Below are 23384 nucleotides of genomic sequence, written 5' to 3' on the forward strand. Positions count from 1 at the left end.
GCTATGAAAACGCAATTTCAGTTTATTAATGACTGCTTAATCGAGAACCAATCTTTGTGGCGATTCGAGCCTTTTAAAAGCAGCATTCACACATCATTACCTTGGCAGGAGCAACATCCTCGGCTGTGCCAATGGCTAGCGTCTCTTACTCCCTCTCAAATCGAAGAATACAAAGCAGCACCAGAACTCGCGTTAAAAGCACTTAGTCCGTTTTTGCCTGAGCTTGAACAACTCGCAGAACTGACTCATTTAGAGCTTTTGTCGTTAAACGGCTTGGAACTCGCTCGTGGTTTAGATAACGGTATTCCGGGACGTAAGTTGGAGCAAATTAGCTCGATGGGTGAAGCTGCAATTCAACAACACTGTGGCGAAGAATGGCTAGAATGGTGCTCAGGTAAAGGTTACTTGGGGCGAATCCTGACAACGCAAACCGATCAGCCTGTAACCAGCTTTGAATACCAACAAGCACTGTGCGATTCGGGGCAACAAGCAGCCAATGAACATCATTGGAAGATGACGTTTATTCAAGGCGACGCGTTTGATAGCAAAGCGAAAGCCGTGTTTAAGCCAACGCAACACGCAGTAGCACTGCATGCATGCGGTGACCTTCACGTTCGTCTAATGCAGTACGGCAGTGAAAATGGGATTGCTGCGATGACCATATCACCTTGTTGTTACCACTTGATTCAGTCGGAACAATACCAGCCGATGTCGGAATCGGGCAGGGCTTCTTCTCTCTCATTGTCTAAGCAAGAACTGCGTATCCCATTACAACAAACGGTGACGGGAGGAGAGCGCGTGCGTCGTCATCGTCAGCAGGAAATGATGTTTCGTCTTGGGTTTGATTTGATCACGCGACAAGCTTTGGGAATGGCAGAGTATCAGCCTGTGCCGAGTATCCGTAAGTCGCAATTAAGTGATGGTTTTGAATTGTTCTGTCGCTGGGCAGCGGAGCAAAAAGGCATTATTCTTCCTCAAGAAATCGATTTCTCTCATTTTGAAAAGTTAAGCGAACAACGCTTCTGGCAAATGGAGAGAATGAGCTTAGTGCAACTTGTTTTTCAACGTCCGTTGGAGATCTGGCTCGCATTAGACAAAGTGCTTTATCTTGAAGAACGTGGTTACCGTGTTAGATTGTCAGAGTTTTGCCCTAAATCGGTCACGCCTAGAAATATTTTAATTTGTGCATATAAGATTTAGTTATTCTTTATAGCCAAATACTCTATATGAAAAAGCCCACTTCAGTGTGGGCTTTTGTAAACAAAACGTGACAAGTTATGTTTTATTTTGTCATTAATTGAACATAGCAATAGCTTGAGTTGGTTCAACGTATTCCAAGTCAAAGCTTTCTGCTACTTCTTTACACGTTACTTTTCCGTGAATAACGTTTAGACCTTCAAGGAAGCCTTTATCTTCTAGAAGTGCTTCGCGGTAGCCTTTATTTGCTAACTTCACGATGTATGGAAGTGTAGCGTTGTTGAGTGCAAATGTTGAAGTGCGAGCAACTGCGCCAGGCATATTTGCTACACAGTAGTGAACCACTTCATCAACGATGTAAGTTGGATCTGCGTGAGTTGTCGCGTGTGAAGTTTCGAAACAACCGCCTTGGTCAATTGCCACGTCAACCACTGCCGCACCAGGCTTCATCTTAGCAATATGCTCTTTAGTGACCAGTTTAGGTGCTGCTGCGCCAGGAATTAGAACGGCACCGATAACAAGGTCCGCTTCTAGAACATGCTTCTCGATAGCGTCTTCAGTAGAATAAACCACTTTTGCGCGACCTTGGAATTCTTCGTCAAGCTTACGAAGTGTGTCTACGTTACGGTCTAGAATAGTGACGTCAGCGCGAAGGCCAACCGCCATACGAGCGGCGTTTGCACCAACAACGCCACCACCAACGATAACGACTTTTGCAGGTTCAACACCAGGTACGCCGCCTAGGAGTAGACCACGACCGCCATGCGATTTTTCCAACGTTTGCGCACCAGCTTGGATAGACATCCGACCTGCCACTTCTGACATTGGTGCTAACAGTGGCAAACGACCCATATTATCTGTTACAGTCTCATAGGCTATACAGACAGCTTTGCTCTTGATTAGCTCATCAGTTTGTGGAAAATCTGGTGCTAGGTGTAAATAAGTAAATAAAATTTGCCCTTCGCGGAGCATTGCTCTCTCTACTGCTTGGGGTTCTTTTACTTTTACAATCATGTCTGCTTGCGCAAATACGTCAGCAGCATGAGGGAGAATGGATGCGCCGACAGCGATGTAATCATCGTCTGAAAAACCAATGCCGGCACCTGCATTGGTCTCAACTAAAACTTGGTGACCATGTGAGATGAGTTCTCTCACGCTAGCTGGGATCATACCAACACGATATTCGTGATTCTTGATTTCCTTAGGTACGCCAATGATCATCCTGTATCCTCTTTCTATAATGGTTGTATTAACTGTTAGTAGGGTGTTATTGTCGAATTAATAACTAGTATAGTTATAGATTTGTAAAATTTGGCACCAAATATTAAAAAGTTGTAGTATATTTTTTTGCAAGGAAGTAATAAGGTGGAATAAAAAATGGCAGACAACTATAAAAAGCCGTCCAAGGAACTAGACCGTATCGACCGCAACATTCTTAATGAGCTGCAGAAAGACGGTCGTATTTCAAACGTTGAGCTTTCAAAACGTGTGGGACTTTCTCCAACGCCATGTTTGGAGCGTGTACGTCGCTTAGAGCGTCAGGGTTATATCACAGGGTATACTGCATTATTGAATCCGCAGTTCCTGGATGCATCACTATTAGTATTCGTTGAGATTACGCTAAACCGTGGTGCGCCGGATGTGTTTGAGCAGTTTAACTCAGCTGTTCAAAAGCTAGACGACATACAAGAGTGTCATCTTGTTTCAGGTGACTTTGACTATCTTCTTAAAACCCGTGTATCAGATATGGGTGCTTACCGCCGACTATTGGGCGATACGTTACTACGTCTACCTGGCGTAAATGACACTCGCACATACGTTGTTATGGAAGAAGTGAAACAATCTAACCAGCTTGTGATCAAAACTCGTTAATTTCTTGCAAAGAAAGCGGTATATGCTTCCGCTTTCGCCAGAGAGTAATTGGGTTTTTCTCCTTGATATGGTTAAATCAATTTACCGAGCGGCTTGATGCCGCTCGGAATGTTTTGCAATTTCCTATTTCATTTCCATATTCAAGTTGATTTATGTTCAAAGAGAACGCAAAGAAAGTCGAAACCATTATCAAAACCAGTGAAGAGCCCCAGTCTTCACGCTTAAATGGCTTCCAACGCTTAAAAGAGTGCTGCTTTATCGTTGGCGTTCTTAGCTCGGTATTGCTTGCGGTTGCACTATTTACCTTCAGTCCGGCCGATCCTTCTTGGTCCCAAACCGCATGGGGAGGGGATATCGATAATGCTGGTGGCCTTTTCGGCGCTTGGCTAGCCGATACTCTATTCTTCACATTTGGCTCTCTCGCTTACCCAATCCCTTTCTTGCTAGCGGCGGCTGCATGGGTGATTTGCCGTAAACGAGGAGAAGATGAGCCAATTGATTTCATGCTATGGGGTACAAGGCTGCTCGGTCTTGTCGTCCTTATTATGACCAGTTGCGGTCTTGCCGATATTAATTTTGATGACATTTGGTATTTTTCATCCGGAGGTGTGGTCGGGGATGTGTTGTCTAGCCTCGCTTTACCTACATTGAATGTACTCGGTACCACATTGGTACTGCTGTTCTTGTGGGGAGCGGGCTTTACGCTCTTCACTGGCATCTCATGGCTTAACATCGTGGAATGGCTTGGTGATCGTGCGTTAGCACTAATTGCCGCGCTTGCAAATAAGGCAAGAGGTTCAGAGCAGGAAGTTTTAGAACCTCAGCTTGATGAGTTTGTAGAAGATAAAGTCTCTACGCCTAAACATAATGTAGACCATGAAATTGATGATGAGCCGCTTCCTCATTTAACGGCGTACGATGTCGATGAACCGAAAGAGCCGGCGCCAGCGCATGAGTATCCTATTTATATGCCGCAAGCGAAACCTGATAAGCCTGCGGAACAGGCGATGGTAGAACCGACGCCACCACAACGCAAGGCTACGGTTAATGCTGCGCCAGTTTATTCTGAACCTGAGCCTCAAATACAACCTATCCATACGGTTAACACGGATAACGTTGATCCGCTCTTGGAACGCACCAAGCAACTGAATGTTACGATAGAAGAGCTTGAAGCAGCGGCGCAACAAGCAGATGACTGGGGAACTGAAGAACAGGCAGCCCCATCATTTGCAAACACTTACTCTTCCTATGTAGAGCCACATACAGCTACAGAAGAACCGATCAGTGTTGAACCAGATTATGCGGAGTACGAACAATTTGAAGCAGAGCAAGTACAGCAGCCAAGTATAGAGCATCCTGTACATGAAGAGCCTGCAATTGATTCTGCTGTATTAGATAGCATCACGGCTCAAACAGAGTCGAGCCAACATATTGAGCCTACGATCTCTGACTTTGATGTGTTAGATGATGAAGACGAAGTGGAGTCTCAGCCTGCACAGCAAGTACAGCCAACAACGCCTCATCAGCAAGCAGCAACACCTTCAACAACATTTGAACCTGCACCTCAAAAAGTGGAAGTAGAAGAGATCCAAGACAACGACCAAGACGTTACAGCATTCCAAGATATGGTTTCCAATGCGCAAGCCAAAGTCGCTGCAACACAGAACCCATTTTTGGTACAGAAAGAAGAAAACTTGCCAGTTCCGGAAGAGCCACTCCCAACGCTCGAGTTGCTTTATCATCCAGAAAAACGTGAAAACTTTATCGACCGTGATGCGCTAGAGCAGGTCGCTCGATTGGTAGAGAGCAAACTCGCTGACTACAAAATCAAAGCCGATGTGGTTGGTATTTATCCTGGTCCAGTGATCACTCGTTTTGAGCTTGATTTGGCGCCGGGGGTGAAAGTAAGTCGTATTTCTGGTCTTTCAACTGACTTAGCGCGTGCATTGTCTGCGATGGCGGTACGTGTTGTGGAAGTAATCCCTGGCAAGCCTTACATCGGTTTGGAACTGCCAAACATGAGTCGTCAGACGGTCTATTTATCTGATGTCATCAGTAGCCCTCAGTTTGAGCAAGCAACGTCACCAACAACGGTTGTGTTAGGTCAAGACATTGCGGGCGAAGCTGTGGTGGCAGATCTTGCGAAGATGCCACACGTGCTAGTAGCAGGTACAACAGGTTCTGGTAAGTCGGTAGGTGTGAACGTGATGATTTTGAGCATGCTGTATAAAGCAGGCCCAGAAGATGTACGCTTCATCATGATTGACCCGAAAATGCTAGAGCTTTCTATTTATGAAGGTATCCCTCATCTTCTTTCTGAAGTTGTGACTGATATGAAAGACGCATCAAATGCTCTACGTTGGTGTGTGGGCGAGATGGAACGTCGTTACAAATTGATGTCGGCATTAGGTGTACGTAATGTGAAGGGCTTCAACGAAAAACTGAAGATGGCAGCAGAAGCGGGCCACCCAATCCATGACCCGTTCTGGCAAGAAGGCGACAGCATGGATACTGAACCGCCATTGCTAGAAAAGCTGCCTTACATCGTCGTTGTTGTTGACGAATTTGCTGACCTAATGATGGTGGTAGGTAAGAAAGTTGAAGAACTGATTGCTCGCTTGGCGCAAAAAGCGCGTGCGGCAGGTATTCACTTAATTCTTGCGACTCAGCGTCCATCGGTTGATGTTATTACCGGTCTAATTAAAGCGAACATTCCAACTCGTGTTGCGTTTACGGTATCGACTAAAACGGACTCTCGTACAATCCTAGATCAAGGCGGCGCAGAATCACTACTTGGTATGGGTGATATGTTGTATCTACCGCCGGGGTCAAGTCATACAACTCGTGTTCACGGTGCATTTGCATCAGATGATGATGTTCATGCTGTTGTAAACAACTGGAAAGCGCGTGGTAAACCGAACTACATTGAAGAGATCATCAGTGGAGATCAAACTCCAGAAAGTCTATTGCCAGGTGAGCAAATGGAAGCGGATGAAGATGTAGACCCGCTCTTCGATCAAGTTGTTGAGCACGTGGTTCAATCACGTCGAGGTTCGGTTTCCGGTGTTCAGCGCCGATTTAAGATAGGTTACAACCGTGCCGCCCGTATTGTAGAGCAGCTTGAGGCGCAGGGCATCGTAAGTGCTCCGGGTCATAACGGTAACCGTGAAGTACTGGCACCTGCGCCACCAAAAGATTAATGAACTTGTGTTACTCACCTCAGTCCAACTGAGGTGAGTGGTTCTAATAATAGGTATCTGAATGAAAAAACTATTTTCAGCGAAACTTTTCTCCGCGCTTGTTTTAAGCTTTTCCCTCTTCTCTACTGCACACGCAGCGTCTCCTAAAGATGAATTAAACAAACGCCTTTCTATGAATGATGGCTTTAGTGCAGATTTCTCTCAGCAGGTTATTAGCCCTGAAGGCGAAACGGTGATGGAAGGAGAAGGTACGGTTGAAATTGCCCGCCCAAGCCTGTTCCGTTGGAGTACAACATTCCCTGATGAGAACCTATTGGTCTCTGACGGTAAGACATTGTGGTACTACAGCCCATTCATCGAGCAAGTGAGCATCTACTGGCAAGAGCAAGCAACAGAGCAAACGCCATTTGTTTTGCTAACGCGTAACCGAGCAAGTGATTGGAATAACTACAAAATATCTCAAAAAGGTGACCAGTTCACTCTCATTCCTACTGCAGTAGACTCCACACAAGGTCAATTCCAGATTAATATTGATGCCAAAGGTGTGGTGAAAGGCTTCAATGTGGTTGAGCAAGACGGCCAAAAAGGTTTGTTCACCTTTAACAACGTGAAGCTGGGTAAACCAAAAGCAGACAGATTCACATTCACAATTCCAAAAGGTGTGGAAGTGGATGACCAAAGGAATTAATTGGTAGTGAGTAATTACACATTAGATTTCTCGGGGGACGAAGATTTTCGTCCCCTTGCTGCTCGTATGAGACCGGAAACGATCGAGCAATATATTGGACAGCAGCACATTTTAGGCCCTGGTAAGCCACTGCGCCGTGCGCTAGAGGCGGGTCACATTCACTCTATGATCCTTTGGGGACCACCAGGCACAGGCAAAACGACATTAGCGGAAGTGGCTGCAAACTACGCCAATGCTGAAGTAGAGCGTGTGTCTGCCGTAACGTCTGGTGTGAAAGAAATCCGTGCTGCAATCGAGAAAGCACGTGAGAACAAAATGGCGGGTCGCCGCACCATCTTGTTTGTGGATGAGGTTCATCGCTTCAACAAATCGCAACAAGATGCTTTCTTACCACATATTGAAGATGGAACCGTCACGTTTATTGGCGCAACGACAGAGAACCCATCTTTCGAACTGAATAACGCATTGTTGTCTCGTGCTCGAGTCTACAAGCTGACTTCACTGGATAAAGAAGAGATCTCACTCGCACTAAATCAAGCGATTAACGACAAAGAACGAGGCCTGGGCGATACGCCAGCGAACTTTGCTGATAATGTGTTAGACCGTCTAGCCGAGTTGGTGAACGGCGATGCTCGCATGTCGCTTAACTACCTTGAACTTCTCTACGATATGGCAGAGGACAATGCGCAGGGTGAAAAAGAGATAACACTCAAACTGCTTGCTGAAGTAGCCGGGGAGAAAGTCTCTCGCTTCGATAATAAAGGCGACATTTGGTACGATTTGATCTCCGCTGTGCACAAATCTATTCGTGGATCAAACCCAGATGCCGCTTTGTATTGGGCTGCTCGTATGATAGCTGCAGGTTGTGATCCACTTTACATTGCCCGTCGATTACTTGCGATAGCATCGGAAGATGTCGGCAATGCGGACCCTAGAGCCATGCAAGTTGCACTCTCCGCGTGGGATTGTTTTACACGCGTTGGTCCAGCAGAAGGTGAGCGTGCGATTGCTCAAGCAATTGTTTATCTCGCGTGCGCTCCAAAGAGTAATGCCGTTTATGTTGCTTGGAAACAAGCGCTCACTGACGCACATAACTTGCCTGAATATGAAGTGCCGCATCACTTGCGTAATGCACCCACCAGTCTGATGAAAGACATGGGCTATGGCGCAGAATATCGATATGCTCACGACGAGCCGGGTGCTTATGCAGCGGGTGAGCAATATTTGCCACCAGAAATGGCGGATCGTAAGTACTATCAGCCGACAAATCGCGGTCTAGAAACCAAAATCGGCGAAAAGTTAGATTACTTGGCTAAATTAGACGCAAATAGCCAACAAAAGCGCTATGAAAAGTAGGCGTTTTTGGATACATTTGTTCAGTAAATTTTTTTAACGCGTACGCTTGGAAAGTGCGCGTGATTTCACAACAAAAAGCATAGGATTAACAATGCTGGATTCTAAATTACTTCGTACAGAGCTGGATGAAACAGCTGCTAAACTGGCGCGTCGTGGCTTTAAGCTAGACGTAGAGACTATTCGTAAACTTGAAGAACAACGTAAGTCCATTCAAGTAGAAGTAGAAAATTTACAATCCACGCGTAACTCCATCTCCAAGCAAATTGGCCAAAAAATGGCGGCTGGCGACAAAGAAGGCGCAGAAGAGATCAAGAAACAAATCGGTACTCTAGGTAGCGATCTTGACGCGAAGAAAGTTGAACTTGAGCAAGTAATGGCTCAACTAGACGAATTCACGCTTTCTGTACCAAACATCCCAGCAGATGAAGTGCCAGATGGCAAAGACGAAAATGACAACGTTGAAATCTCTCGTTGGGGTGAGCCTAAGACTTACGACTTCGATTTGAAAGACCACGTTGACCTAGGCGAAATGGGTGGCGGTCTAGACTTCGCAAGTGCAGTTAAGATCACTGGCGCACGTTTCATCGTGATGAAAGGTCAATTTGCTCGTCTACACCGTGCAATTGCTCAGTTCATGCTAGATCTTCATACAGAAGAACATGGCTACACAGAGATGTACGTACCTTACCTAGTGAACTCTGACAGCCTATTCGGTACTGGTCAGCTTCCTAAGTTCGGTAAAGATCTTTTCCACACTGAGCCTCTAGCGGAAAAAGTAAACGACGAAGAGCCACGTAAACTGTCTCTAATCCCTACAGCAGAAGTACCAGTAACGAACCTAGTTCGTGACACTATCACTGACGAAGCGGATCTACCTATCAAGATGACAGCACACACGCCATGTTTCCGTTCAGAAGCGGGTTCATACGGTCGTGATACTCGTGGTCTGATTCGTATGCACCAGTTCGACAAAGTTGAGCTAGTACAAATCACTAAGCCAGAAGATTCAATGAACGCGCTAGAAGAGCTAACAGGTCACGCTGAGAAAGTTCTACAACTTCTTGAACTTCCTTACCGTAAAGTCGTTCTATGTACAGGCGACATGGGCTTCGGCGCTCGTAAAACTTACGACCTAGAAGTTTGGGTTCCTGCTCAAGAAACTTACCGTGAAATCTCTTCATGTTCTAACATGTGGGACTTCCAAGCTCGTCGTATGCAAGCGCGTTTCCGTCGTAAAGGCGAGAAGAAACCTGAGCTTGTACACACGCTAAACGGTTCTGGTCTAGCAGTTGGTCGTACCATGGTTGCTATCCTAGAAAACAACCAAGAAGCAGACGGTCGCATTGCAATCCCTGCAGTACTTCAGAAGTACATGGGCGGCGCAACGCACATCGGTTAATTCATTAGCCACTAGAACACCAAAACCCAGCCTCAGCGCTGGGTTTTTTGTTATCTGCGTCGAGTGAAAATTGATTATTACTAAGCTGCAATAGTGTTTTCGAATTTACCCTAATTATCTTGTTATTTGTAATCGATATAATCATCCACCTTACCACGGTAAGTAGATTTTCTCATTCAAGTAACGAGGAGGGCTTATGGCCGTAGGGTGGGCCAATGACGATAGCGTCAGCCAACAAATTCAAAACACAATAGACGACGAGATTTCCCGTGTTCGTGGCAGTATCGCAAGGGGTGAAAGCGCCCATTATTGCGATGAGTGTGGTGATGAGATCCCAGAAGCACGTCGTTTTGCTATGAAAGGCGTTCGTTTGTGTATCGAATGTCAGTCAACAATCGAATTGGTGTCTCAACGCCAAGCATTGTTCAATAGACGAGCGAGTAAAGACAGTCAACTCCGATAACTTTACTGCTCTAATAAATAACGAGACGGTTTGAGTCTCATACTCAAACCGTTTTCATGTTCAATTGAACTATGAAGCGAAGCAGTCTTTACGTTGTAACGCAGCATCAATCGCATTCACTAACTTTTCAATATCTTCTGGCTTGCTGATGAACGGCGGCATCATATAAATCAGTTTGCCAAATGGACGAATCCACACTCCGTGTTCAACAAACAAGGCTTGGATGGTTTCCATATTCACAGGGAGATACGTCTCCACTACGCCAATGGCACCTAACCAACGGGTGTTTTTTACCAACTCGTGTTCTTCAAGTTTTGGCAGTAACTCAGAAAACAACGCTTCGATTTGTTGGGTTTGCTGTTGCCAGTTACCTTGTTCAATCAATTCCAAACTTGCAGTGGCAACAGCGCAGGCAAGTGGGTTACCCATAAAGGTTGGGCCGTGCATAAAACAGCCTGCATCACCACCACAAACGGTGTCTGCTACGTGTTTGCTCGCCAGGGTCGCAGAGAGGGTCATGTAGCCGCCAGTGAGTGCTTTCCCGACACACAGAATGTCTGGTTGAATGTCTGCATGTTCGCAGGCAAACAACTTACCGGTACGACCAAATCCGGTAGCGATCTCATCTGCAATCAATAACAAGCCGTATTTGTCGCAAAGCCTACGCACGACTTTGAGAAATTCTGGATGGTAGATGCGCATGCCGCCTGCGCCTTGAACAATAGGTTCTAGGATCACTGCAGCAAGTTCTTGATGGTACGTATCAATCTTATGCTCGAAGTCAGTAAGAGCTTCTGGATCCCATTCATCCCAATAACCACAAGTTGGGGACTCCGCAAAGATATGTTCAGGTAAAAAGCCTTTGTAGAGAGAGTGCATTGAGTTGTCAGGATCGGTAACCGACATCGCCGCAAACGTATCGCCGTGATAACCGTGTCGCAAAGTAAGAAACTTCGGTCGGCGTTCGCCTTTTGCATGCCAATATTGCAGTGCCATTTTTAAGCTGACTTCTACCGCAACGGAGCCTGAATCGGCAAGGAATACATGTTCAAGATTACTTGGTGCTAGGGATAGCAATTTCTTACACAAACTGATTGCTGGCTGGTGGGTAATTCCGCCAAACATCACGTGAGAGACCTGATCGATTTGCTGGTGAGCGGCTTGATTTAAGTGCGGATGGTTGTAGCCGTGGATCGTCGACCACCAAGAAGACATGCCATCTACAAGCTCAGTACCGTCTTCCAATTTAATGTGAACACCATTTGCCGATGCCACTGGGTAGCAGGTCAGAGGTGTCAATGTCGAAGTGTAAGGATGCCAGATATGCTGGCGGTCGAAGGCGAGATCCATGTGCGATTCCAATAATAATTGAGACTAAAAAATAAACAGGTGTAAACTTTGCTATTTTGTGTTGTGTTGACAGTTTATCGAGACTCAGTAGACTGTCAACACAACAACAAAAGTGACTAAAGGAATACACGTGGAAGTTCGTCATAACTGGACGCATGCTGAAGTGCGCGATCTCATGGAAAAACCATTCATGGATCTCCTATTCGAAGCGCAGCTTGTACATCGTCAATATCAACAAACCAACCATGTTCAAGTAAGCACGCTTCTGTCGATTAAGACAGGTGCTTGTCCAGAAGATTGTAAGTACTGTCCTCAGAGTGCTCGTTACACCACAGACATCGAAAAAGAGCGTCTGATGGAAGTAGAACGCGTACTCGATGCTGCGCAAAAAGCCAAAAATGCTGGTTCTACTCGATTCTGTATGGGCGCCGCATGGAAAAACCCGAAAGAGCGTGACATGCCGCATTTGACCGACATGATCAAAGGCGTGAAGGGCATGGGTTTAGAAACGTGTATGACATTAGGCATGTTGACACCAGATCAAGCAAAGCAACTGGCAACCGCAGGTCTGGATTACTACAACCACAACCTAGATACCTCACCTGAGTTCTACGGCAACATCATTACCACACGTACTTACCAAGATCGTTTAGATACTTTGTCTCACGTTCGTGATGCTGGCATGAAGATCTGTTCTGGTGGCATCATCGGCATGGGTGAAAGTGCTAACGACCGAGCAGGTTTGTTGGTTGAATTGGCTAACTTGCCGGTACACCCTGAAAGCGTTCCAATCAACATGCTCGTGAAGGTAAAGGGGACACCACTGGAAGAAGTGGATGATGTTGAGCCTTTCGATTTCATTCGCCTGATTGCGATTGCACGAATCATGATGCCTCAATCAGCCGTTCGTTTATCCGCTGGCCGTGAAAACATGAACGAACAAATGCAAGCGCTGTGTTTTATGGCGGGTGCAAACTCCGTTTTCTATGGCTGCAAGCTTCTGACCACGCCAAACCCTTCTGAAGACAAAGACATGATGCTGTTCAACAAGCTCGGTATTAACAGCCAAGAGGTGTCTCAAAAGCCTGATGAAATCGAAGAAAACGAGTTACTCGATCGCGTCGTAGAGCGCGTTGCTGCCCGTCCGACAAAAGACGACCTTTTCTACGATGCCAGCGTTTAAATCTCGTATCGAGTCCGCTCTTGCTAAGCGTAAAACGCAAGGGTTGAATCGTTCTATGAATGTGGTGTTTGCCGGTAACCAGTCCGTTTTGGAGCACGAAAGCAAGCGCTACATTAATTTCTCAAGTAATGATTATTTGGGCTTGGCCAATGATCAAGCGCTCGTTCGTGCGTGGCAGCAAGGTTTAAGCGTATACGGCAGTGGCAGTGGAGCATCGCCAATGGTCACTGGCTTTAGTGCAGCACACAGCAATTTAGAAGCCGCACTAACTGAATGGTTGGGCTACGACAGAGCAATTCTGTTTGGTTCTGGATTCAGTGCTAATCAAGCCTTGTTGTTCACCTTGTTAGAAAAGTCAGACGTATTGATCCAAGACCGTTTGAATCATGCTTCATTGATAGAAGCGGGGGCGTTGTCACCAGCTAAGATGAAGCGCTTCAAACACAATGACATCGAGCACCTAAAGTCGCTGATTAATAGCGAAGACAACCATCTAGTTGTGACGGAAGGGGTATTCAGCATGGACGGTGACTGCGCGCCGCTCAGCGATATAGCTGAAGCCACTCGCAGTCATGATGCTTGGTTTGCTGTCGATGACGCTCATGGAATTGGTGTTCTCGGTCAATCCGGTGGTGGTTCTTGCGAGTTGGCAACGGTTAAGCCTGAGTTATTGGTCGTTACCTTCGGTAAAGCGTTTGGTATGTCTGGCGCGGCTATTTTATGTGACCACGCAACGGGGGACTTTTTAACTCAGTTTGCTCGTCACCATGTGTATTCCACGGCGATACCGCCAGCACAAGCGTATGCGTTGACTCATGCAGTCTCGATGGTTCAAGAGCAGTCTTGGCGACGTGAAAAGCTCTCTGAGCTTAGTGAAGTGTATCGAGATAGCCTTAGCGACCTTGAGGGGTTTGTTGAGACTCAAACTTCGATTAAGCCCTTTTTGATTGGTGAATCTGAATTGGCTTTGCGAGTAGCAGGTGCTTGTCGCCAAAACGGTATTTGGGTGACTGCTATTCGCCCTCCGACGGTGCCTAAAGGAACGTCTCGTCTTCGAATCACACTCACTGCCAATCACACTAATGAACAAGTTAAAACGCTTTCAATTGCATTGAAGCAAGCATTAGGAGCGCTGTAATGGATAATGCAACTACCGCATTAGCGCAAACGCTCGCGTTAGAGAGTTTCCATCAAGATAAAGACGCGATTGCCTCTTCGTTTGGTAAAGCAGCAGAAACATACGATAAACATGCGGCTTTTCAACGTGATGTCGGGCATCAGCTGCTTGATAAACTTCCTGAAAACTTGACGGGAAAACGTGTATTGGATTTAGGTTGTGGCACGGGTTATTTCTCCCAACTACTTCAACAACGCGGTGCGGAAGTAGTCTGCGGCGATATCTCTCAAGCCATGTTAGATAAAGCAGAGCAGCGTTGTGGTGCAGTACGAATGCATTACCAAGTTGCTGATGCTGAAAACTTACCATTTGACGATGATAGCTTCGATTACGTGTTTTCAAGTTTAGCGCTGCAATGGTGTACAGATTTAAGTTACCCACTAAAAGAAGTGCGCCGCGTGCTAAAAAATGGTGGGAAAGCGTGGTTCTCTACACTGGTTGATGGATCACTGTATGAGCTGCGTGCATCATGGGAAAAAATTGATGCATATCAACACGTCAATAACTTTCTAACGCTCAATCAGGTAAAAATTGCGTTAGCGCAATCTCGATGTGACAGCCATCAACTAGACTTGACCACCATCACAGTTTGGTACGACTCTGCATTTTCAGTTATGCGTGACCTCAAAGGTATAGGTGCAAATCACGTAAGCGGGCGCTCACACGGTTTAACTAGTCGCGAGACTTTGTTAAAAGTTGAGCATGCGTACCAAGCGTTTAAAAACGATCAAGGTCTTCTACCTGCAAGTTATCAGGTTTGTTTTGGAGTAATACATCTATGATTGATGCTTTTTTTATTGCTGGTACGGATACTGATGTTGGAAAGACGGTAGCGTCTAAAGCCATTTTGCAAGCGATCGCAGCAAAAGGACTAAACACTATTGGTTATAAGCCAGTGGCAGCAGGGAGTGACAAGACTGAAGCGGGATGGCGCAACTCTGATGCTTTACACTTACAAGACGCCGCAACACTCGATGTGGCCTATGATGATGTGAACCCATACGCTTTAGAGTTGCCTGCTTCTCCCCACATTGCAGCGAAGCATGAACATGTCGAAATAAGTTACGATGTTCTGAGTCAAAAACTGGCTCAACATAAGCAGCAAGCCGATGTTGTTCTCGTTGAAGGTGCTGGAGGCTGGCGTGTGCCAGTATCCGATACGGACTGTTTATCTACATGGGTAAAAGAAGAGCAGTTACCTGTTGTACTGGTGGTTGGCATTAAATTAGGCTGTTTGAGCCACGCTTTACTCACAGCGGAGAGTATTAAAGCGGATGGTTTGAATCTTGTTGGCTGGGTGGCAAACCGCGTCAACCCAGGCACAGAGCACTACGCTGACATTATCGAGATGCTAGAAGCACGTATCGATGCACCTAAGCTTGGGGAAATTCCATATATTCCAAGTGCTAAACGTAAAGAGCTAGGCAAGTACATTAATGTAGAGCCGTTGCTAAACACTGACTAATGGTGTTTAGGGTAAAAGACTAAAAAACCAAAGGGCTGCGCAATGCAGCCCTTTCTTGTTGGTGTAACCTAAAAAGTCAGATTACTTATCTTGGCTGAGCCCCATCAATGCTTGTTGTGTTTCTGCAACACGCTGAGACATATGATGATCGGTTGAAATACCAAGTTGTTGCTTTGCCTCGTCCTCTGAGATGCCTAGGTGACAACGCAGTAAATCAATAGCCATCTGATAGTCGTTAGTTTCTACCATGGTTTTTCCCTCAATACATGGAGTTTTTGAGCTCACCCAATGCACTTTTTGCAATGTACTTAGAGTGGCTCTGTTTTGTTCATCTCATTCGAATTTAGCATGTCCATGTAGCCGCACAATAAGACCAAAGTCTATAGCAGAGCTAACGTACTGTTTTTGGTCTATTAAAAAATTTCTAGCTAAGTTGCTAAGAGGTGATAGATTTAACACCAAGATCATCTATCAATAGATGATGGGTAGGTCAGAGCTTATTTCATCATTTTGATAAATGTATATGAACGGAGGTTCCAGCTCCTACCAAAGCATGTTTTGAAATCGCTTGAATCAAATATTTCAGTCTCGAAAACAAATGTTGCAATTTATTGCTTAACCTTGTTTTTATCGCGGATAGACTATATCTATAACGCACGGAACATGAAAATCAACGGAATTGGCTTTTATAGCGATTACCATTTGTTCCTTATAACAATCCGTTTTAAAAAAACGATAAGCTTCCTCGGAGAAAAGTAATGAAGCGAATTATGTTATTCCTAGCAACTAACCTAGCTGTCGTGCTAGTGCTTAGTGTTGTTCTGAATATTGTTTACGCTGTAACTGGAATGCAACCAGGCAGTCTGTCAGGTTTACTTGTAATGGCTGCTGTATTTGGTTTTGGTGGCGCATTTATTTCGTTGATGATGTCAAAGGGTATGGCACTACGCTCGGTTGGTGGTATGGTCATTGAAAGCCCGCGCAACGAAACGGAGCATTGGTTAGTCGAAACTGTGGGTCGTCAAGCTCAACAAGTGGGTATTGGTATGCCAACGGTGGCTATTTATGATTCACCAGATATCAATGCATTTGCGACAGGTGCAAAGCGAGATGACTCTCTTGTCGCAGTTTCTACTGGTCTTTTACACAATATGACTCGTGATGAGGCAGAGGCAGTACTTGCACACGAAGTGAGCCATATTGCAAATGGTGATATGGTCACGATGACGTTGATGCAAGGTGTCGTGAACACGTTTGTTATCTTCCTATCACGCTTTATTGCCAATATCGTGGCATCGAACGATGATGAAGAAGGCCAAGGTACAAATATGATGGTTTACTTTGGCGTATCCATGGTGCTTGAACTGGTATTTGGTTTCCTAGCTAGCTTCTTGACTATGTGGTACAGCCGTCATCGCGAATTCCACGCGGACGCAGGTGCTGCGCGCCTCGTTGGCAAAGAAAAAATGATTGCGGCTCTAGAGCGTTTGAAGGTGAGTCATGAATCTCAACTGGATGGCACCATGATGGCGTTTGGTATCAATGGCAAGCAGTCGCTGACTGAGCTACTAATGAGCCACCCTCCGCTAGATAAACGTATTGCAGCGTTGCGAGGCCAGCAATACTAATTGTTCCTACTTAAATAATTGTTAATCTGCTGAAAAGGCTTGGTTTTGACCAAGCCTTTTTTTTCGCCGATTGATCGCGTGCGAACTTCATCACGTACTACTTACAGAAATAAAGTTATACAAAATTATTTTTGTACAACTTTGGTGGAATGAACTATCTTGTACATATAATAATTTTGTACAACTTAATGGGCGTGTAGGAGTAAAAAATGGACATACAGTCTGTTGGCAATATCTATCAAAAGCTCAACAAAGCGAACTTACATCTGCTTAAGGATATATATCACCAAGATGTAGTATTTGAGGACGCAGCGCATCGTTTAGAAGGATGGCCAGCACTTTCGGATTATTTCACCTCATTATATGCCAACGTCATCAGTTGTGATTTTGTAATCCATGAGCATCAACAAGTCGGAGATACAGGCTTCCTAACTTGGACAATGGACCTTCAGCATCCCAAACTTCAGAAGGGTGCGCCTATTCTCGTCAATGGTGTTTCGCACCTCAAATTTAGCGAAGGTCAGGTCATTTATCACCGAGACTATTTTGATCTCGGAGAGATGCTCTATGAGCATTTACCGTTACTTGGTTCAGTCGTTAAAACCATCAAGCAGAGGTTAGGACAATGAACAACACCATCTTAATCACAGGCGCCACCTCCGGAATAGGAAGGCAGCTTGCCCTAGATTACGCGAACTCAGAATGGAATGTGATTGCTTGTGGTCGGAATCAAGATGTTCTTGCAGAACTGGAGGCAGTTTCCTCCAAAATTCATACATTGCAGTTTGATGTGACAAATTATGAGGAAACTCAGCAGGCGCTCTCTAATTTGCCCTTTACGCCAAACACATGGGTTTTTAACGCAGGCGATTGTGAGTACATGGATGAGGGAGTGGTCGACGCGAAACTCATGGCGCGTGTGATGAACGTAAATGTTGTCGGTGTTGCCAACTGCGTTGAAGGCTGCCAAGTGCATTTAGAGAGAGGGCACCGCATTGTTATTGTTGGCTCTATCGCATCAGAAGTGGCACTGCCTCGTGCTGAAGCTTACGGCGCATCCAAAGCGGCAGTCAGTTATTTTGCACGCACGCTCGCCGTCGACTTGAAAAAGAAAGGGATCAATGTGGTAACGGTGTTTCCTGGTTTTGTTGAAACGCCGTTGACTGACAAAAACGACTTCGAAATGCCAATGATCATTTCTACTCAGCAAGCGTCGGACTCTATCAGGAAGCAGTTAGCCGCCAACAAGACCTATATCTATTTCCCAGCGAGATTTACCAGTATTTTACGTTTTATCTCGTTACTTCCATACAGTTGGCAAGCTCGCCTAACTGCTAAACTCGTAGCATAAGAAGGAATAAGAATGAAAACAGCAGGAAGAAAGAAGATAGCGATTGTGGGAACGGGAATCTCTGGCCTTACTTGTGGTTATTACTTGCATAAAGAACATGAGGTAACGCTGTTTGAAGCGAACGATTACATCGGTGGCCATACTGCAACCGTTGATGTGAGCCTTGATGGTAAAGAATACGCGATAGATACTGGGTTCATCGTCTATAACGACCGTACGTACCCTAATTTCATTAAAATGATGAGCGAGATTGGCGTTGAAGGTCTGCCGACTCAAATGAGCTTCAGTGTCAGAAACGATGGGAACGGACTAGAGTACAACGGCCACACAGTGTCGACATTGTTCGCTCAAAAACGCAACTGGGCAAACCCTAAATTTTATCGATTTATCTTCGAGATACTTCGTTTCAATAAACTTGCCAAGCGCTTCGCTAGCGAGCAATCCTCGCACTCTCAGACGTTAGGTGAGTTCCTTGACGAACACAAATTCAGTGCTTTCTTTACCGATAACTACATTTTACCGATGGGTGCTGCGATTTGGTCGTCGACTTTAGCTGACATGCGCGCATTCCCTCTTATGTTCTTCTTACGTTTCTTCCTCAACCACGGTCTGCTAGATGTGACTAACCGACCGCAATGGTATGTGATTAAAGGTGGTTCACGTTCATACATTCCACCATTGACCAAAGGCTTTGCCGAGAATATTCGTCTTAATAGTCCTGTCGAAAAAGTGGTTCGCAACGAAAAAGGGGTTGGCGTTCAAGTTCGCGGAGAAACGCATTGGTTTGATGACGTTATCTTTGCTTGTCACAGTGATCAAGCAATGAGAATGCTAGAGGATATCAGCCCAATTGAGCAGGAAATCTTGGGGGATATGACATACCAAGCAAATGAAGTTGTTCTTCATACCGACTCTGCCGTATTACCAAAACGTAAGGCAGCATGGGCATCATGGAACTACCTATTGGAAGGCAGTGAAGAGGAACAGCAACGTCTCCCTTCGCTCACTTATAACATGAACATTCTTCAGCATATTCAATCAGAACATACGTTTTGTGTAACGTTGAACAGTACTGAGCAAATTAACTCAAATAAAGTCTTGCGTTCGTTCACTTATCATCATCCAGTATTCACCACTGAGTCTATTGCAGCGCAGCAGCGCAAAGATGAGATACAGGGCAAACAAAGTACCTGGTTCTGCGGCGCTTATTGGTACAACGGTTTTCATGAAGATGGCGTGCGTAGCGCGCTTGATGTTGTGAAAGAACTAGAAGAAAAGTACCGCGAACAAAATGTGGTTCCTTTCGAAAAAGGCGCAGCGTGATATGGATAGCCAAATGAACAGCCGATTGTTTATAGGCAACGTTCGTCACCGTCGATTCACGCCTGTGAATCATGAGTTGAACTACTCTTTATTTATGCCCGCCATCGATGTAGACGAGCTCGATGCTTTAGAGAAAAAAGTATGGGGTTTTGGTTCGCGTTGGTGGCATTGGGCTCGCTTCAAGCGCAGTGATTACATTGGTGAAGGTAGCGTCAAGGCGGCAGTGCACAGCAAAATTGAAGAACTGACAGGTGTTCGCTGTACCGGCAAGGTAATCGCAGTCTGTCACTTGCGTTATCTAGGACTTTATTTCAGTCCCGTTAATTTCTACTACGTTTATAACACGGAAGGAGAATGGAAGTATCTCCTCGCAGAGGTGAGTAACACTCCTTGGAATGAACGACATTACTACGTGGTGTCAGCAGATAAAGAAGAAGAAAAGTTTGGTTGGGAACAAGTTAAAGCATTCCATGTTTCACCATTCAACCCGATTGACCAACTCTACCGCTGGAGAATTAAACCTTTGACAGACAAGTTGAATATTCATCTTGAATGTCACAAAGGAGAGAAACACTTTGATGCCACCATGGTTATGAAAGCCAAGCCACTTTCAAGCAAAACCTTATTGAGGTGTTTGATCGTTACACCAATACAAACGGTAAAAGTAATGGTTGGTATTTATTGGCACGCATTAAAACTTTGGGTGAAAGGCGCACCTTTTTATTCTCATCCTAAATATTCAACGCATGAAGAAATAGAAGCCGATACTGAAAAAACAGACAAAAAAAATAAAAAGCACAAGGAGAATTCTGCATGTTAAATACTAGTTCTATGACATTGCCGCGTAAATTGACGACAACGCAAAAAGCGGCTCGCGGAGTTATTTTTCAATGTCTGCAAAAAATGGAAATCGGCTGCTTAACAGTTATTGAAAGTTTTAAGACGGAAACGACAGAGCGAAGCGAGCGTTTTAGTGCGCCAAATGGGGAGTACAGTGGTCAACCTGTTGTCGCTACTATAGAGGTAAAACATCCAGGCTTTTATTCACGGATCTTGCAGGGCGGCAGTATTGCTGCTGGTGAGGCTTATATGGATGGGTGGTGGGATAGCCCCGATTTAACCTCATTAATGAAACTGATGGCCCTTAACATGCGTGCTCTAGATAAACTCGAAGAGCAAGGCAGTTGGTTGACTAAAATACTGTACAAGTTCAGTCATTGGTCAAACAGAAATTCTGAAGAGAACTCACGTAAAAATATCCATGCGCATTACGACTTGGGTAACAACCTATACGAAGCGTTCCTTGATATCAATATGCTGTATTCGTCGGCGCTTTACAATCATGCGGATGACTCTCTAGAGCAGGCTCAAATCAACAAAATGGATCGTCTATGTCAGCAACTTGAGCTGAAGCCCACTGATCATGTTGTTGAAATTGGCACTGGGTGGGGCGCTATGGCGATTTACATGGCAGAACAATACGGTTGTCAGGTCACCACAACAACGATATCTGAAGAGCAACACGCGTACGCGGAGCAAAAAATCAAAGAGCGTGGCTTAGAAGACAAAATCACGCTACTCAAAGAAGATTACCGAAACCTAACCGGAACTTATGACAAGCTCGTTTCTATTGAAATGATTGAAGCTGTGGGCAAACAATTCCTGCCTTCGTACATTAAGGTCTGTGAGTCTTTATTAAAGTCCGGTGGCGTGATGGCGATTCAAGCGATTACGATTGCCGATCAGCGTTACGATTACTACAGTAACAACGTCGACTTTATCCAAAAGTACATTTTCCCGGGTGGTTTTTTACCGTCGGTAACCTCACTAACCCAAGCCACAACAAAATACAGTGACTTAGTGACGCGAGACTTGTTCGATATTGGTTTGGACTACGCCAAGACGCTGAACGAATGGCACTTACGTTTTAATCGAGCAGAGGGTGAAGTGCGCTCATTTGGCTACGACGACCGCTTTGTGCGTATGTGGCGCTACTATTTGAGCTACTGTGAAGGTGGCTTTTTGGCTCGCACGATCAGTGCAGTTCACATGACGTTTCAACGCCCGTAGTTCGTTATGAAGGTATTTCTTGCTTCGACATGGTTCCAACTCTGCTGGTTTGCAGCGGTGCTTGGAACCTATCAATGGCAATGGGTGACGTTATTCCTTACTTTGGCAACCCTACTATATTGTTTGAAAAGCGATGCATCTTCGCTCAAAAGTATTAGTGTGATCGTCACGGTCGGGCTCGTGCTTGATACGCTCAATCAACAACTCTCGGTCTTTGTCTTTCCAACCCCATGGCTGCCAGTCTGGTTATTATGCTTGTGGGTTTTGTTTTCTTGGTATGCCTATCAACTTAAGTCAATTTTGTACCGTTTCCCAAAAACCTACGTATCAATAATAGGCGGACTCGGAGGAACAGCGAGCTACTTTGCTGGCTATAAGCTCCAAGCCGTTGAATTTGGATTTAGCACTGGCGCTACACTGGCAATGTTGTTTGTCGAATGGTGCGTCATGATGCTCTTGATACTCAAGGTGTACGGAAATGAAAAGCTTGAAGAGAGACTTAACTCAGAGACTGACTAGGCTGCTTGCGTTGGTAATAGTAACTGGCTCTTTTGCTCTGCAAGCTCAACCTGTTGGAAATAGCGAAGCTGCCAGCAACATTGCGAATTGGAAGGGATGGAAAACTGTTGGAGAAGCCCAACTTACTTGGTTCATCTTCGATATTTATCACTCAAGATTAAAAGCGCCTGATGGAAAGTTCATCGTAAGCGATGACGTATCGCCACATCCCCTTGCGTTGGAAATTAATTACAAGAGAGACATCAGTAAGCAACAGCTGCTTGATGTGACGGATGAGCAGTGGGCGAAATTGGGTTTTACGGACTCATATCGAAAAGCTTGGATCAGCGAGCTCGATCGTATGTTTCCTGATATTCAAAAAGGTGACGAGCTTACTTATCTAACAGATGGAAAATCTGGTCAGCTTTTTTATAAGCAGGTTGGGGACGTGCAAGTAAAGAACGTTGGCATCATTGAAGACGAACGAATGAACGATGCATTTTTGGCTATATGGTTATCACCCAACACAGAATTTCCGAAACTCCGAAAACAATTGATAGGGCAGGTTAGATAGTGTTTAAACGAATTTTTAAAGCAGCGACTTTAGTGGCAGCTGTTTTTCTTTCGGCATGTTCCGCAGACATTGATAATTACCGCTCTTCTACACCGACTTTTGACGTATTCGGTTATTTCGAAGGCGACATAAAGGCGTGGGGGATGGTGCAAGATTATACCGGACAGCAAACGCGTCGCTTTGAGGTCGATATATCGGGTACTGTAGCGGGTGATACGCTGACGCTGGTGGAAGACTTCGTGTTTGATGACGGAGAGGTGGACCAGCGAGTTTGGGTTATCACTAGATTAGAAGACGGTCGTTATGAAGGTAAGGCAGACGATATTATAGGTGTAGCAACAGGGGAAGAGCAGGGCAATGCGCTACAGTGGCAATATGACTTTGAGCTACAAATGGAGGATTCATCAGTGACGGTTGCTTTTGATGATTGGCTTTATCGTCAGGATGACAGACACGTTTTCAATCTAACGAAAATAAAAAAGTTTGGTGTGGAAGTAGGAACAATAACCTTGTTCTTCCAAAAGCAGCCATAACAAATGGGGCTGATCTTCAATTAATAATCCATTCCATATAACTAAAATTATTTTCTC

At 45.2% G+C, this 23384-nt stretch carries 23 protein-coding genes; 20 read left to right on the forward strand and 3 right to left on the reverse strand.

Annotated features, from left to right (window positions below; translation table 11 throughout):
• Window positions 1–3 precede the first annotated feature (3 nt).
• Entirely contained in the window at window positions 4–1200 is a 1197-nt protein-coding gene (locus tag R8N28_RS12305; protein WP_047100805.1) for a methyltransferase, read from the forward strand.
• A gap of 93 nt (window positions 1201–1293) precedes the next feature.
• Here R8N28_RS12305 and ald read toward each other — a convergent pair whose 3' ends face one another.
• On the reverse strand, window positions 1294–2418 hold the full coding sequence (gene ald, locus R8N28_RS12310; protein ID WP_005378241.1) for an alanine dehydrogenase: 1125 nt from the start codon (window positions 2416–2418) through the stop codon (window positions 1294–1296).
• A gap of 156 nt (window positions 2419–2574) precedes the next feature.
• On the opposite strand from ald, the gene lrp reads away from it, so the two are divergent.
• From lrp to R8N28_RS12340, 6 genes are all read left to right on the forward strand, one after another.
• Window positions 2575–3069 carry a leucine-responsive transcriptional regulator Lrp gene (gene lrp / locus R8N28_RS12315; RefSeq protein ID WP_005378234.1) on the forward strand — a complete coding sequence of 165 codons (495 nt, stop codon included), beginning with the start codon at window positions 2575–2577 and terminating at the stop codon, window positions 3067–3069.
• Window positions 3070–3221: 152 nt separating this feature from the next.
• Window positions 3222–6269 (forward strand): DNA translocase FtsK, encoded by a 3048-nt coding sequence (locus R8N28_RS12320; protein ID WP_017821701.1) that lies wholly within the window; start codon window positions 3222–3224, stop codon window positions 6267–6269.
• A gap of 61 nt (window positions 6270–6330) precedes the next feature.
• The gene (lolA, locus tag R8N28_RS12325) at window positions 6331–6957 is read left to right on the forward strand and encodes an outer membrane lipoprotein chaperone LolA (RefSeq protein WP_005388103.1); all 627 of its coding nucleotides are present in this window, start codon (window positions 6331–6333) and stop codon (window positions 6955–6957) included.
• On the forward strand, window positions 6958–8313 hold the full coding sequence (locus R8N28_RS12330; protein WP_269465664.1) for a replication-associated recombination protein A: 1356 nt from the start codon (window positions 6958–6960) through the stop codon (window positions 8311–8313).
• A 91-nt stretch (window positions 8314–8404) separates the two neighbouring features.
• Complete coding sequence (gene serS / locus R8N28_RS12335; RefSeq protein ID WP_005495761.1) at window positions 8405–9712, forward strand: serine--tRNA ligase; 1308 nt, start codon at window positions 8405–8407, stop codon at window positions 9710–9712.
• A 196-nt stretch (window positions 9713–9908) separates the two neighbouring features.
• Window positions 9909–10175, forward strand: a complete 267-nt coding sequence (locus R8N28_RS12340) for a DksA/TraR family C4-type zinc finger protein (protein ID WP_017634396.1) — start codon at window positions 9909–9911, stop codon at window positions 10173–10175.
• A 69-nt stretch (window positions 10176–10244) separates the two neighbouring features.
• Here the strand turns inward: R8N28_RS12340 and bioA are convergent, their stop codons facing one another.
• Complete coding sequence (gene bioA / locus R8N28_RS12345) at window positions 10245–11525, reverse strand: adenosylmethionine--8-amino-7-oxononanoate transaminase (RefSeq protein ID WP_065274366.1); 1281 nt, start codon at window positions 11523–11525, stop codon at window positions 10245–10247.
• A gap of 130 nt (window positions 11526–11655) precedes the next feature.
• Between bioA and bioB the strand changes: the two genes are divergently transcribed.
• Genes bioB through bioD form a run of 4 tightly spaced genes read left to right on the forward strand, consistent with a single transcriptional unit; the run spans window position 11656 to window position 15350 of the window.
• On the forward strand, window positions 11656–12708 hold the full coding sequence (gene bioB, locus R8N28_RS12350; protein WP_005378222.1) for a biotin synthase BioB: 1053 nt from the start codon (window positions 11656–11658) through the stop codon (window positions 12706–12708).
• Window positions 12695–13846, forward strand: coding sequence for an 8-amino-7-oxononanoate synthase (gene bioF / locus R8N28_RS12355; protein WP_065274367.1), 1152 nt, complete (start codon window positions 12695–12697; stop codon window positions 13844–13846). The genes bioB and bioF overlap by 14 nt, the downstream gene beginning before the upstream one ends.
• Window positions 13846–14667 carry a malonyl-ACP O-methyltransferase BioC gene (bioC, locus tag R8N28_RS12360; protein ID WP_005388087.1) on the forward strand — a complete coding sequence of 274 codons (822 nt, stop codon included), beginning with the start codon at window positions 13846–13848 and terminating at the stop codon, window positions 14665–14667. Before bioF ends, bioC begins: the two co-directional genes overlap by 1 nt.
• Window positions 14664–15350, forward strand: a complete 687-nt coding sequence (bioD, locus tag R8N28_RS12365) for a dethiobiotin synthase (RefSeq protein WP_005378217.1) — start codon at window positions 14664–14666, stop codon at window positions 15348–15350. The genes bioC and bioD overlap by 4 nt, the downstream gene beginning before the upstream one ends.
• 81 nt (window positions 15351–15431) lie before the next feature.
• Here the strand turns inward: bioD and R8N28_RS12370 are convergent, their stop codons facing one another.
• A complete protein-coding gene (locus tag R8N28_RS12370; RefSeq protein WP_005378215.1) occupies window positions 15432–15599 on the reverse strand; it encodes a hypothetical protein in 168 nt (55 codons plus the stop codon).
• A gap of 509 nt (window positions 15600–16108) precedes the next feature.
• On the opposite strand from R8N28_RS12370, the gene htpX reads away from it, so the two are divergent.
• The 9 genes from htpX (at window position 16109) to R8N28_RS12415 (ending at window position 23327) form a co-directional block, all read left to right on the forward strand.
• Window positions 16109–16978: a protease HtpX gene (gene htpX / locus R8N28_RS12375; protein ID WP_005388085.1), complete on the forward strand. Its 870-nt coding sequence runs from the start codon at window positions 16109–16111 to the stop codon at window positions 16976–16978.
• Window positions 16979–17187: 209 nt separating this feature from the next.
• Window positions 17188–17607, forward strand: coding sequence for a nuclear transport factor 2 family protein (locus tag R8N28_RS12380; RefSeq protein WP_005378211.1), 420 nt, complete (start codon window positions 17188–17190; stop codon window positions 17605–17607).
• The gene (locus R8N28_RS12385; protein ID WP_033905083.1) at window positions 17604–18329 is read left to right on the forward strand and encodes an SDR family oxidoreductase; all 726 of its coding nucleotides are present in this window, start codon (window positions 17604–17606) and stop codon (window positions 18327–18329) included. Before R8N28_RS12380 ends, R8N28_RS12385 begins: the two co-directional genes overlap by 4 nt.
• A 12-nt stretch (window positions 18330–18341) precedes the next feature.
• Window positions 18342–19652 carry an NAD(P)/FAD-dependent oxidoreductase gene (locus R8N28_RS12390; protein ID WP_065274368.1) on the forward strand — a complete coding sequence of 437 codons (1311 nt, stop codon included), beginning with the start codon at window positions 18342–18344 and terminating at the stop codon, window positions 19650–19652.
• A gap of 1 nt (window position 19653) precedes the next feature.
• Window positions 19654–20472 (forward strand): DUF1365 domain-containing protein, encoded by an 819-nt coding sequence (locus R8N28_RS12395; RefSeq protein WP_065274369.1) that lies wholly within the window; start codon window positions 19654–19656, stop codon window positions 20470–20472.
• Complete coding sequence (locus R8N28_RS12400) at window positions 20466–21722, forward strand: SAM-dependent methyltransferase (protein ID WP_033905085.1); 1257 nt, start codon at window positions 20466–20468, stop codon at window positions 21720–21722. Before R8N28_RS12395 ends, R8N28_RS12400 begins: the two co-directional genes overlap by 7 nt.
• Window positions 21723–21728: 6 nt before the next feature.
• Window positions 21729–22241, forward strand: coding sequence for a DUF2878 domain-containing protein (locus tag R8N28_RS12405; RefSeq protein ID WP_033905086.1), 513 nt, complete (start codon window positions 21729–21731; stop codon window positions 22239–22241).
• Window positions 22201–22794: a chalcone isomerase family protein gene (locus tag R8N28_RS12410; protein ID WP_017821712.1), complete on the forward strand. Its 594-nt coding sequence runs from the start codon at window positions 22201–22203 to the stop codon at window positions 22792–22794. The genes R8N28_RS12405 and R8N28_RS12410 overlap by 41 nt, the downstream gene beginning before the upstream one ends.
• On the forward strand, window positions 22794–23327 hold the full coding sequence (locus R8N28_RS12415) for a DUF3833 domain-containing protein (RefSeq protein WP_114139471.1): 534 nt from the start codon (window positions 22794–22796) through the stop codon (window positions 23325–23327). Before R8N28_RS12410 ends, R8N28_RS12415 begins: the two co-directional genes overlap by 1 nt.
• Window positions 23328–23384: the final 57 nt, after the last annotated feature.

This window comes from Vibrio sp. Vb1554 (genome assembly GCF_033344235.1).